Source organism: Wolbachia endosymbiont (group A) of Bibio marci (genome assembly GCF_947251645.1).
Lineage (GTDB): Bacteria > Pseudomonadota > Alphaproteobacteria > Rickettsiales > Anaplasmataceae > Wolbachia.
Map to the genome: position 1 here is coordinate 745,272 of NZ_OX366364.1, position 12,957 is coordinate 758,228.

Annotated in this window: 11 protein-coding genes; 9 read left to right on the plus strand and 2 right to left on the minus strand. The window is 35.6% G+C overall.

Going from position 1 to position 12,957, the window contains the following annotated elements:
- Positions 1-51 precede the first annotated feature (51 nt).
- Positions 52-1,854 (plus strand): aspartate--tRNA ligase, encoded by a 1,803-nt coding sequence (gene aspS, locus OPR48_RS03970; protein ID WP_265025496.1) that lies wholly within the window; start codon positions 52-54, stop codon positions 1,852-1,854.
- Positions 1,855-1,906: 52 nt separating this feature from the next.
- Positions 1,907-3,169: an MFS transporter gene (locus OPR48_RS03975; RefSeq protein WP_265026623.1), complete on the plus strand. Its 1,263-nt coding sequence runs from the start codon at positions 1,907-1,909 to the stop codon at positions 3,167-3,169.
- Between the two features lie 7 nt (positions 3,170-3,176).
- Here the strand turns inward: OPR48_RS03975 and OPR48_RS03980 are convergent, their stop codons facing one another.
- A complete protein-coding gene (locus OPR48_RS03980; protein ID WP_265025497.1) occupies positions 3,177-4,136 on the minus strand; it encodes an RluA family pseudouridine synthase in 960 nt (319 codons plus the stop codon).
- Positions 4,137-4,311: 175 nt separating this feature from the next.
- Between OPR48_RS03980 and OPR48_RS03985 the strand changes: the two genes are divergently transcribed.
- The 3 genes from OPR48_RS03985 (at position 4,312) to OPR48_RS03995 (ending at position 8,160) form a co-directional block, all read left to right on the plus strand.
- Positions 4,312-5,607, plus strand: a complete 1,296-nt coding sequence (locus OPR48_RS03985; RefSeq protein ID WP_265025498.1) for a Na+/H+ antiporter NhaC family protein — start codon at positions 4,312-4,314, stop codon at positions 5,605-5,607.
- A gap of 442 nt (positions 5,608-6,049) precedes the next feature.
- Positions 6,050-6,250 carry a hypothetical protein gene (locus OPR48_RS03990; RefSeq protein ID WP_265025499.1) on the plus strand — a complete coding sequence of 67 codons (201 nt, stop codon included), beginning with the start codon at positions 6,050-6,052 and terminating at the stop codon, positions 6,248-6,250.
- Between the two features lie 203 nt (positions 6,251-6,453).
- On the plus strand, positions 6,454-8,160 hold the full coding sequence (locus tag OPR48_RS03995; RefSeq protein ID WP_265025500.1) for an ABC transporter ATP-binding protein: 1,707 nt from the start codon (positions 6,454-6,456) through the stop codon (positions 8,158-8,160).
- A 392-nt stretch (positions 8,161-8,552) separates the two neighbouring features.
- Here the strand turns inward: OPR48_RS03995 and OPR48_RS04000 are convergent, their stop codons facing one another.
- Positions 8,553-8,696 (minus strand): hypothetical protein, encoded by a 144-nt coding sequence (locus OPR48_RS04000; protein WP_265025501.1) that lies wholly within the window; start codon positions 8,694-8,696, stop codon positions 8,553-8,555.
- A 172-nt stretch (positions 8,697-8,868) separates the two neighbouring features.
- On the opposite strand from OPR48_RS04000, the gene OPR48_RS04005 reads away from it, so the two are divergent.
- The 4 genes from OPR48_RS04005 to argS all read left to right on the plus strand — a co-directional run bounded on the left by OPR48_RS04005 (position 8,869) and on the right by argS (position 12,885).
- Positions 8,869-9,381, plus strand: a complete 513-nt coding sequence (locus OPR48_RS04005; RefSeq protein WP_265025502.1) for a hypothetical protein — start codon at positions 8,869-8,871, stop codon at positions 9,379-9,381.
- An 83-nt stretch (positions 9,382-9,464) separates the two neighbouring features.
- Positions 9,465-9,779: a hypothetical protein gene (locus OPR48_RS04010; RefSeq protein WP_265025503.1), complete on the plus strand. Its 315-nt coding sequence runs from the start codon at positions 9,465-9,467 to the stop codon at positions 9,777-9,779.
- 207 nt (positions 9,780-9,986) lie between these two features.
- Complete coding sequence (locus OPR48_RS04015) at positions 9,987-11,045, plus strand: hypothetical protein (protein ID WP_265025504.1); 1,059 nt, start codon at positions 9,987-9,989, stop codon at positions 11,043-11,045.
- 133 nt (positions 11,046-11,178) lie between these two features.
- Entirely contained in the window at positions 11,179-12,885 is a 1,707-nt protein-coding gene (argS, locus tag OPR48_RS04020; protein WP_265025505.1) for an arginine--tRNA ligase, read from the plus strand.
- Positions 12,886-12,957 lie beyond the last annotated feature (72 nt).

The following is a 12,957-nucleotide window of genomic DNA, read 5'->3' on the forward strand; positions in this document are numbered from 1 at the left end:
GTAGTAAGGTTTATTTCTATACTTTTTAAAGAATTTTGAAGTGAAACAAATATGAACTGCTACAAGACTCACACGTGTGAAGAATTAAGGAAGAACGACGTAGAAAAGGAAGTTACCCTCTCTGGATGGTTATACCGTAAGCGCGACCATGGTAACCTAATCTTTGTTGATTTAAGAGACTTCTATGGAATTACTCAACTAGTATTTAATAATGACAAAGACTTTTTTGATGAGATCTCAAATTTAAAATCAGAAAGTGTAATCACTGTTACAGGGATAGTCAAAGCTAGAACTGAAGATACGATAAACACCTCTATCGCAACCGGGGAAATTGAGGTTGTAGTTAGCAATTTGCACGTTGAATCGGAAGTCGAGTTCCACCGTGATGAAGAAATAGCGAAAGAAGAGAGAAGTATATTAGCGAGCATTGCTGGCGAACAAGAATACCCAGAAAATATGAGATTTAAATATCGGTTTCTTGATTTAAGGCGTGAAAAAGCCCGCAACAATATTATTCTGCGCTCACAAATTATTGCAGAACTCCGCAAGCTCATGATAGAGCAAGGGTTTTTGGAAATTCAGACTCCAATACTTACTGCTTCATCTCCTGAAGGTGCACGTGATTATTTGGTGCCAAGCAGACTAAATCTTGGTAAATTTTATGCATTGCCACAAGCTCCACAGATTTTTAAGCAATTGCTTATGGTTTCAGGGTTTGATAAATATTTTCAAATTGCACCGTGTTTCCGTGACGAAGACGCAAGGGCTGACCGTTCTCCGGGAGAGTTTTATCAGCTAGATCTTGAAATGTCTTTTGTGACTCAAGAAGACATCTTTCAGATTATTGAGTCTACCTTATATAAAGTGTTCGCTAAATTTTCTCGTAAGTCTGTTGATAAAGATTTTCCACGTATTACATATAAAGAGGCAATGCTCAAATATGGTTCTGATAAGCCAGATCTGCGCAATCCACTATTAATCAGCGATGTTACAGAAATTTTCCGTGATTCAGGGTTCAATATTTTCAAAAGCAATATTGAGCGTGGTATGGTAGTGAGAGCCATCCCTGCACCTAAAACAGCAGAGGAACCACGCAGCTTCTTTGATAAAAAAATAGAACATGCGCAAAAAGAATTCGGTGCTAAGGGTCTTGGATATATAACGTTTTATAAAGATGGTACTGCGAAAGGCCCAATTGCTAAATTTCTTGATGACAATAGGCTAAACCACATAAGAGAAATAACGAATGTAAAGCCTGGAGATAGTGTGTTTTTTGCTTCTGACAAAGAGAATGAGGCAGCAACAATTGCAGGAAAAGTGCGCACTCTTTTAGGGTCAGAATTAGGTCTTATAGATGATAATATCTTCAAGTTTTGTTGGATCATTGATTTTCCATATTTTGTGTATGACGATAAAAGCAAAAAAATTGATTTCTTTCATAATCCGTTTTCTATGCCACACGGCGGCTTGAAGGATTTAGAGGAAAAGAATCCACTCGATATCCTTGCTTACCAATATGATCTTGTTTGCAATGGAATAGAGTTGTCAAGTGGAGCAATTCGCAATAACAAACTGGACATCATGTATAAGGCCTTTGCCATTGCAGGTTATAGCCGGAGAGAAGTTGATACAAAATTCGGTGCACTTGTGCGTGCATTCAGATTTGGAGTACCACCTCACGGCGGAATAGCACCAGGGGTTGACAGAATGGTTATGCTGCTTGCTGATGAGCTAAATATTCGTGAAGTAATCTGTTTTCCTATGAACCAGCAAGGTGAAGATGTTCTAATGGGCGCCCCTTCCAAAGTGGACAATAAACATTTACGTGAACTGTTTTTGCAGGTCATTGAATGAAAAATTTTATAGCGAAGCAAATAGCATATTACATTATGGCAAATTGAAAATCATGAATAATATCCAAAAGGCAATACTATCAAGCATAATCTGCAATATGATTATATGGTATGAAGTAACTCTGTTTGGAGTTTTAACGCATATAATAAGCAACGTTTTTTTTCCTTCAGAAAGTAATTATTTAAGCACAATCAAATTTCTCGGTACCTTTGCAGTTGGCTTTGGATTTAGGCCACTTGGTGCATTTATTTTTGGCTACATTGGAGATAAATCTGGTAGAAGGAAAGTTTTACTTACTTCAGTGATATTAGTTTCAATACCATCTACTGTAATTGGAGTTATACCTGGGTATAAAGAAATAGGAATATTTTCTTCTATACTACTTCTATTGTGTAGAATCATGCAAGGAATGGCAGCGGGTGGAGAAACAAGTATCAACTCAGCCTTTTTAATAGAGCATTCAAGCGATAAAAAAAATCTAGGATTTTTAGGAAGCATGAAACCTTTTAGCGGCGCTCTTGGTTCTCTTACATGCTTTGTAATGATAGCTGTTTGCAAAAAGTTTACAGGTGAAAATTATGAAATTTGGGGCTGGAGATTGCCTTTCTATTTCTGTTTCATTATGGGCATAATAGGTTTTTTAGCAAGATATATAATGGAAGAGAGCTTAGCATATAAAGTGCACGATCAAAATAAAAGCTTATCTAATTCTCCATTTTTAGAGTTAATCAGGGACTATAAAAAAGCATTTGTGATAGCAATTGGACTTGGTATTGCTCAAAATGCAATCGTTTATTCAGCAATCATGTTTTACAACATATCTGTAAAAGAACTTATTCTCTCAGGCATCAATATTAAAAATGTAGTAAGGATTATAGTTGAAATTACATTTGGAGCGTCTGCAGTGCTGTTTGCAATACTGTCTGATAAAGTTGGAAGAAAAAATGTAATGATTCCTACATTAGTAGCTCTAGCTTGCGCCGGTTTGCCGGCACTTTCGCTATTATCATATGATAACCACTATATTGTAACGCTCACTTTTCTATTGATAAGCGTACCGATAGGTGCATCTTTTGGAATATATAATTCTCTTGTCTGCGAGTTATTTCCAACGAAAGTTAGGTGCACGGGCTTTAGCCTCGCAAATAACATATCTGCAGGAATTTTTGGCGGCCTTTCTCCATCTGTATGCATATGGCTTATAGAAAAAACCGAAACAAAACTTGCAGCAGGCATTTATCTTACTGCCTGCGCATTAATTAGCCTAATATCTGTGCTTCAAATCAAAGCCAAAGACAGAAAAGTTGATTGGTGAAATCGTTTCAGTCGAAAAATAGCGCTTCAATAGACTTTTCAATGTGCTTAGGAATAGGAGCGGTAATAGTGATTTCTTTATTATTTGGTAATTTTAAAGATAAAGAATGTGAATGAAGGTGAATTTTACTTGCTACTCCATCAATAAAAGCTTTTTTACCACCGTATTTACCGTCACCAAGAATAGGGCAATTTATATGAGCTAAATGTGCACGTAACTGATGGGTTCTGCCGGTAATTGGTTGTAATTTTAAATAAGCAACATTGTGTTTGGATTTTGCTATAATTGAAAAATGCGTAATGGCATTTTGAGGTGAATTTTCATCAACAACTACCTTTTCTTGACCAGAAATATATTTTTTCGCCAATGGATAGTCTATTATTCCACTATCCTTGCTCGGTATGCCAGAAGTCAATGCTAAATAAGTTTTTTTTACTCTTCGTCCTTTAAATTCCTCCATAAGGTATCTTGCAACATTAGCATTGCGTGCGAATATTATCACTCCACTCGTATCTCTATCTAGCCTATGGACAATTTTAAATGTTTCTCCCTCTCTTATTTGGTCAAGCAAATCACTAATACTAATCTTTACTTTTACGCCACCTTGAACGATGACCACTGCGGGTTTGTTTATAGCTAATATATATTCGTCTTCATATAATATGTTCTCTCTTAGCAGATTCACTAACTTTTCATTATATTTGCGATCAGAATTAGCGTTTTCAATATAATTCAAGTGCTTCAGCGTTATAGTTTGCCCAGAGTTTACTCTGTCACTAGACTTTGCTTTGCAATCATCAACTTTGATTAATCCTTTCCTTAAAGATTTTTCAATTACAGATTGCTTTAGATCAGGAAAGATTCTTCTGATGTACCTATCCAGCCTAACGTTATCGTCTTCTACTGATATGGTTTTTATATTCTCCATTACTTTATTTGGATGTATGCTAATATCAGCTGTTTGCATGACATAAAATAAAGTATAGCACAAGATATAAACTCTTCGGCTACATGTGCTATTTATTTAGTAGATTAAATATGAAGTTTAAAACTCTGCTATTAACTTCCTGTAGAACTAGTGAAAACCAAACTTGCTTAAGACCACTTAATTAGTTATAGTTGTAAGTTTGAGGTACAGTGAAATGACAGCTTTTGTCCCTTTGATCATTTTTTTAATCTTATACCTTGGAAGTGGTGCTTATTTTTCTTTTATCGGAACTGATAATCCACTTCATCAGGTTTCACCAGTAATATGCTTGTTACCAGCACTATTTTTTGCTGTCTCACGTGGTACAAATAAAATTCAACATAACATAGATACTGCTATCAAGGGCATGGGTGACAAAAATACCCTTACTATGTGCTTGATTTTTCTATTTTCCGGAGCATTTTCTGCGGTTACTCAATCAATTGGTAGCGCAGACACTGTTGCTAATTTAATTCTTAATTTCCTTCCAGCACGATTACTACTTCCTGGAGTATTTTTGGCTTCTGCTTTTATTTCAACTGCGATTGGTACATCTATGGGAGTTGTTGCGCTGATGGTACCTATAGCTGTTAATCTGGCAAAAAGTGGAGCTTTTGGTCTTGAAATAGGAACTGCAACTGTAGTAGGTGGTGCTGTATTTGGCGATAACCTTTCGATGATATCTGATACCACCATTGCATCTGTTTCTTCACAGGGAGCTTCAGCAAAAGATAAACTTAAAATGAACTCTAAAGTTGCAATTATTGCCAGCATTATAACACTCACCTATCTGGCAGTAATTTCAAGTAGTACAAAAATTATTTCTATATCAAATTTAGATTATTATTCTATAATAAAAATTATTCCTTACATTTCTTTAATAATCATGGGGCTGCTTGAAGTCACCACTTTAGTAACAATAACTGTAAACATAATTATTGCTGGTGTGCTAGGAATAACTTTTTTTGACTATGCTATCATTCAATTTCCTCATGACGTGTATGACGGTTTCAAAAAAGTAAACGAGATAATGATATTTGCTCTATTTATCGGTGGGTTGAGCCATATAATGTACAAACAAGGTCAAAAAGCGTTGCATAAACTCATCGATGAAAGCAATATCACAAAAACTAAAGCTGAATTTGTGATAGCAGGAATTGCGTCTATGTTTACTACCTTGGTTGCCAATAATACCATTGCTATTTTACTAAGTGGTGGCATTGCAAAAAGACTCGCACAGAAACACGATATTGCACCATACCGCAGTGCATACTTATTAGATGTTTTTGCTTGTGCTACAAAAGGTATCTTACCTTATGGTTCTCAACTATTGCTGGCAGGTAGCATCGCCTTTGTATCACCTGTTTCTTTATTAACACAGGTATATTACTGCTTTATTTTAGCAGCAGTTACAATAGGCGAAATAATCATCAACAGCAGAAAAGAGAAACATCGTGCGGCTACAACTTAGAGTTTCTCTTTTTTTACCCATAAGGAACGGAATTACTTGACAAACTCCGCCAGCCCCCTTATCATGAAACTGAAGGTATTCAGTTATCTTCATCTGTGCAGATTAAACAGCAAGAAAACAACGTAGTTGGCGTCTTATTTTTAATTTTTTGCACTATGTGCACCTTATGTCTTCACAATATTTCTAGGTTTTTACCTATATAAGCTGAAACGCGCTTATAAGTCGTTTAAGACAGTATAGTACGCCAATTTGCAGGATTAGAGAGTGACAACTAGCTAACACGGGGTTTCTTTTGCCTTTTTTTCTGCTTAGTAAATTTCTTAAACATTTAAACAAAGGTGAGTTGCATTTAAAAGCAGCTAAATTGCAGTGTTTAAGACTTAAAAAAACGCCAATACTGAAAATAGACAATTACTAGGGCTTCTTTTGCCTTTTTTTTCGTTTGGTAAATTTCTTAATGTTTATAGCTAAAAGAGCCCAAGAGAGGTGTCATTCCAGTGCCCCTGTGATGTCATTCCAGTGCTTGACACTGGAATCCAGTTTTCCATATAATCTCATCGAAAACGTTGTAACCACTTTCTATGCTAGTTTGCTTGTAAACAAGCAAACTTTCCTGGATCCCAGTGTCTGGGCACTGGGATGACAGCTAGCCTGACAATCGTCATCCCGCTGCTTGTTAGCTGATGAGATACCGCGGCGGTATGACGTAGGACTGCTGTCGTCCCACTGCTTGTTAGCGGGATCTAGAGATACCGCGGCGGTATGACGTTAGCTATTGTGCTACACCTTTCCCCTTTCCCCTGAAACTAAAATCTATATACTTAACTTTAGGAACTTCAAAATACGATGCGATCTAATATTAGGCAGTTATTTTACTATATAAAGCCTAATCTATCTTATTTCATCATAGCTTTTATTGCAGTTTTATTTTCAGCCTTAACGATCCTCCTCTTTGGCAGAGGCTTAAGCAATATAATTGATTCTGGTACAGAGCACGATTTTACTACCAAACTATTAGTTGCAATACTTATAGTTTTAGCCATTTCTCTCACTGCATTTACTCGGTTATATTTCATTGGCATTAGCAGCGAGAAAGTTATCGCAAGAATCAGATATGACTTATATAGCAGTATCACTGACTTGCAACCAAGTTTCTTTGAGAACACAGGCGTACAAGATGTTATCTTAGCGTTAATTACTGATACCTCTGTGCTGCAATCAATAATAAACAGCAGCTTACTAACCATATTACGAAATTTTGTGATTCTGATTGGTAGTGTTGCCATGTTATTATATACAAATATACAACTAACTGCGTATGCAGCCGCAATAATACCTATACTACTCATTATCATGACCTCACTTGGAAAAAAAGTGCGTAGCTATGCACGCTTTGCCCAGGATAAATTAAGTGAGCTTGCGTCATTTAGTGAGGAAAATTTTCGATCTATAGTGACTATTAAATCGTTTGTACTCGAAGAAAATGAAAAAACCCGTTTTAAGGAGTATTTAAACTCAGTATCAAAATCATACGTAAAATTAGTACTCTTGCGTGCTATTCTAGTAACTCTAGTTATCACGTGTGTGATAGGCTCACTAGTTGTTTTGCTCTTTTTTGGTATTAAAGAAGTCTTAAGCAATAATATAACTATTGGAGAACTCTCCTCATTTGTGTTTTATTCAGCGCTCGCAGCAGGAGCTATAAATAATTTGAGCAATAATATCAGTGATTTACAACGAGGTCTTGGAATAGTAGAGCGTTTATTTGAATTTAAAAATATGAAAAGCTCTATAGCAGATCCCGACGATCCTATAAAAATTTGTAGTGTTCAAAAAGGAATTTCGTTTAATGGCGTAACATTTTTTTATGCTGATAAGCCAGCATTAGATAACGTATCATTTTCTATAGAGGCAGGTCAAGCAGTATCAATTATTGGACCATCTGGCAGTGGTAAAAGCACCATTTTAAAGCTTCTGCTCCGTTTTCATGATCCAAACAAAGGTAGCATTACTATCGATGGGCACAATATTAAGTCAATTGCGCTAAATGACCTCAGATCGTTGTTTGGCTTAGTGCCACAAGATCACATGATATTTTCTTGCTCAATAATGGAAAATATACTATATGGCAAACCGGGTGCTGAATATGAGGAAGTAAGGCAAGCAGCTATCGGTGCTTATGCGATGGAATTTATTGATAAGCTGCCTGATAAATTTGATACATTTGTAGGAAAAAGAGGGTTAAAACTTTCTGAAGGACAAAAACAACGTATTGTAATAGCAAGAGCCATACTCAAAAACCCTCAGGTTTTAATACTGGATGAAGCAACCTCCGCACTTGATTATGAAAGTGAAAACCTCGTGCAAAAAGCATTGAGCAAGTTAATGCAAAACAGAACAACAATCGTAATTACACACAGATTATCAACCGCACTTAAAACTGACAAGATTATAGTAATTAATCATGGAAAAGTAGAAGAAGTAGGAACTCATGACTCTCTAATGAGTAAAGACGGGCTATATGCAAAACTGGCGAAGATACAGTGGAATTGAAAGAAAATTTAAATCATACCGTTAGTTGATATGCTAGATTTATAATCACAATTATTAAATCTTTAATTATTGTGATTTATAATAACATCATAGTATTTTTTTAAGGATTATTATGTTTTCTCATTGCAGTAATTTACCAAAACTACCATTTACGAGTTATAATTTGCCAGCTTTACCAGCACCAGTATCGAACTGTGCACAAGCTTGTGCACCTGCATACGCGCCTTGTGCTACTAATTCGTGCCACAATCATTTTAACTCATATCATAACTATTATGACACATGTCATAATCCTTGTGATGAATTTGGGTTTCTTTATTAGAAGATTGTTTTTAAACAACTCATAAATGCATGTCTAGCTATACGTGCTTCCAAGAGCACATGGGTGTTATTCAACCCATGTGTTTCATATTTTGCTTGAGAAGATAAGCAAGAACTTGCTTGTTATTCGCAGTGGCTATAGCAGTTCTATCACAATTTATTTCAGCAACACAACTAATTTGACTACTGACAGCTTCTTCTTGGAATCTTATCATTATTCTACCATAGTAAAACTTTTAACTCTAATATCTGCTACATTAAAGTCGTATTTTGAAATGTACTGTAAGTTAAGGATTGTGTGTATGCTAATTTTAGTCTTTAAATTATTATTATTTTAACTATTATATACTATAATTATAGTAATTTTTAATTACTAAGGAAACTATTATGAACTACAATCTTTTTTCACAATCATACGCTTCTCCATACACGGCTTACACCTCTGAACCACGAAATTGTGCACACGTGCATCCGTGTATTCCTACACATACAACTTGCACTCCCAAACTATGGAACCACCATCCTTGCTTTGAACCATGCAACCCTACCACCATTAACATACGTATACCACCTTGTCCACAGCCTGAACCTAAACCTAAAGAACCAATTGACTTTTCAAAGCTTGCAATACTAATCAACCCAGTTACAGGCGAGATTCTTGATGCCACTACTAAGGAATCTACTGGTAAAAATTTTAAAGAATGTCAAAAAATTATAGAAGAAACTAAAAACGATCTTGAAATTGGCCCAAACAATAAACTCATAGGAGGATGTGATAGCGATGCTTCATGTAAAGCTTGTGTGGATGCAATAAATTCTTCCATATCAGATTCACGTAAAGTAACAGCATTTTTTTCTGAAGAGATGTCAGTACCAGAAGATACTTTTGAAGTTATTTAGGAGCACTACAGAGGTGGGTATTCACTGCACCTCTACTTATTAATTAATTTTTAATAATCATGACTTACCAATGGAGGTATACTATGTTAAAAAATAACCTTTTTTATCCATGTCAACAGGGTAAAAGCTATATACATCACCGACCACTTAGAATATGTGATACTAATAATATGCCGCTGGTAATCAACAAGGATAAGACCGGTGGATGTGATAAGAATGCAATACAGAAGGAGATAGAAGGTAAAATAAAGGAAAATGTTAAGAATGAACTGAAGAAAGATCTTAAGTGTGAAATTGATGATAAGACTAAGGGTGAAATAAAGGAAAACGTTAAGAATGAACTGAAGAAAGACCTTAAGTGTGAAATTGATGATAAGACTAAGGGTGAAATAAAGTAAAATATTAAGAATGAACTGAAGAAAGACCTTAAGTGTGAAATTGATGATAAGACTAAGGGTGAAATAAAGTAAAATATTAAGAATGAACTGAAGAAAGACCTTAAGTGTGAAATTGATGATAAGACTAAGGGTGAAATAAAGGAAAATATTAAGAATGAACTGAAGAAAGACCTTAAATGTGAAATTGATGATAAGACTAAGGGTGAAATGAAGGAAAATATTAAGAATGAACTGAAGAAAGACCTTAAATGTGAAATTGATGATAAGACTAAGGAGGAAATGAAAAATAAAATAAAAGACGAAATAAAGGATGAGATAGATTGTAAATGTGATAGGGATGCAATACAGAAGGAGATAGAGGATAAAATAAAGGACAAGTTAAAAGAATTTATTAAAGATACTGTAATTGAGGAAGTCAAAGGTAATATTGATAAAGAATGTCCTCCTGAAGATGGTATTATTATTATGCCTAAAGTAATCACTCCAGAACACGCTATAATTAACAAATGCGGAGCTTACTCTGGCTATTATAAATACTCTCCTGAGAATCAGGTAGGTCATTATGCTTTTAATACATTAGATATACTAAAGAAACTGTATCCTGAGATGTTTGATAACCCTAAAATTATGGAACACATAAAATCAGGTGCAAATGCTCCATATTCAGCACATAATTTTAAGCTTGCTTTTTCAGATGATATTAACTATGCGTGGGGTAGCCCTAGCAACATGTGGTGTAAAAAGTATACAGAACTTCCCAATGACTCCGTTTGCAAGAGTGACACAGAGACTAAAAGTCTTTGTTATTCTGCAAAGAGCAGTTACGACACTAAAGAATATAGCAAAAACTTCTTTAATGAAGAATGTCCTAACCTTGTTAGTAAACCTATTCAAATGGGATCGGAAGAACAAAATATAATTACGAAGCAGGGTATGCCGCTGTTGCTTGTTAATTACAAAACAGGAAAGATAATAAATAAAGATGGTGAAGAAACTGATCAGCATTATGCTGTATGTCAGCGTTACCTTAAAGATGATGGTAGACCTAAATCGATAGAGGATTGTGGTAATGGTGAAGCCTGCAAGAAGTGCATTAAAACACTGAACGAATCCATTTGGGATGCTGGAGATAAAACGATTATATTAAAAATTCCTGCGTTTAATGACCAGATGCTCAAGTCCGATATGGCAACAAGTGCAACAAGTATATATGAAAATGAGAACAATAACGCTTCTTATTATACTAGCAATAACGACTTAATATAAACCATAACTTTTCTGGGTCTTTCGACCCAGAAAAGGTCGCCTTACACCAAACAAAGAATAGAGATAAGATAAACCTTCAACTAGCCCCACTTATTCGCTATATTGTTGGAGGTTTTCATAATTTTTCTAGTTGATGAACATTTTTAAACAGGTTTCCTCTCTAATTTCCAGCAAATTAAATGAGTTGAAGCAAAGGGGTGTTATAAGCACGAATGCAACAAACTTTATCGTAGAGCCTCCAAGCAATAGAGCACATGGAGATATTTACACAAACGTTGCTATGGTGCTTGCAAAGCATGAAAAGAAGAATCCCATTGAAATTGCAGAGATCTTAGCAAGAGAATTTAAACCTTTTGATGAAATTGCAGAAGTGGAAATAGCAGGCCCTGGTTTCATCAACATGCACTTAAAAATAGAAGTGTGGCATGGAATTTTAAAACAAATAAATGAGCTAAAAACAGAGTTTGGTACCCTAGATATAGGGAACAATCAGGCCATCAATGTTGAGTTTGTATCTGCAAATCCAACTGGTCCACTGCATATTGGTCATGCAAGAGGGGCAGTATTTGGTGACGTTCTGGCAAATTTATTGAAAAAAGTTGGTTATAAAGTTACTAAGGAATACTATATTAACGATGCTGGAGCGCAGATAGATACACTAATAAAGTCAGTATATTTGCGGTATAAGGAAGCTCTGGGAGAAGAAATTAGCATTGAAAAAGGTTTATACCCAGGTGAATATTTAAAACCGATAGGGGAGGAGCTGGCTAAAAAATATGGCAAAGAGCTTCTAAAAAAGCAAGATAATCAGATAATTAGAGACTATACTTTAAGTTCTATCTTAGAACTCATAAAGGAAGACATGAACTTACTTGGAGTAAGTCATGATGTTTTTACTTCAGAGTATGAGCTACAAAAAAGTGGCAAAATTGAAGAGAGTATAAAGATATTGTCTGACAAGGGTCTAGTATATGAAGGGTACCTGGAGAAACCAAAAGGCAAAGAAAGCGAAAATTGGACTTCCAGAAAAGAAATGTTATTTCGCTCTACAAAATTTGGTGATGACGTTGACCGTGCATTGAAGAAAGAGGACGGCAGTTGGACTTATTTTGCCTCGGATATCGCTTACCATTTTGATAAGATATCACGTGGTTTTAACAATATGATCGTAGAGCTTGGTAGTGACCACGGCGGTTATGTCAAAAGGCTCAAAGCAGTCGTCTCTGCGCTGAGTGATAATCAAGCAAAAATAGAGGTAAAACTGCATAATATTGTGAATTTTTTTGAGAATGGCAAACCTGTTAAGATGTCCAAAAGATCAGGAAACTTCCTCACAGCAAGAGATGTAGTGGAAGAAGTTGGCAGGGACATAACTCATTTTATAATGCTAACACGCAAGAATGATATGGTCTTGGACTTTGATTTTGCTAAAGTTAAAGAACAGTCAAAAGACAATCCTATTTTTTACGTGCAATATGCGCATGCTCGTGCTCATTCGTTAATGCGTAATGCTCCAAAAGAGCTCCCAACAGCAGATCCTTCACTTTTAAAGACCGATGGGGAGCTCTTCCTCATAAAAACCTTAGCAAAGTGGCCAGATGTGGTAAAAATTGCAGCAAGGCTTTATGAGCCACACAGAATTACTTTCTACTTACTTGAAGTTGCAGAAGCGTTTCACGTTTTATGGGGGTATGGCAAGAGTGATTTAAACATGCGGTTCATACTGGAAGACAACTTAAACCTCACCGCTGCAAGAATGTTTCTCGTACAAGCCTTAGCGCACGTCATCGCTTCTGGACTTTCCATCTTTAATATAGAACCTTTGGAAGAGATGAGTTGACTTTTTTTGTGCAAGATTGTTTTTTCAACGAATAGAGGAATTGACAAAATTAAGTAAAAATGTTATAGTTTA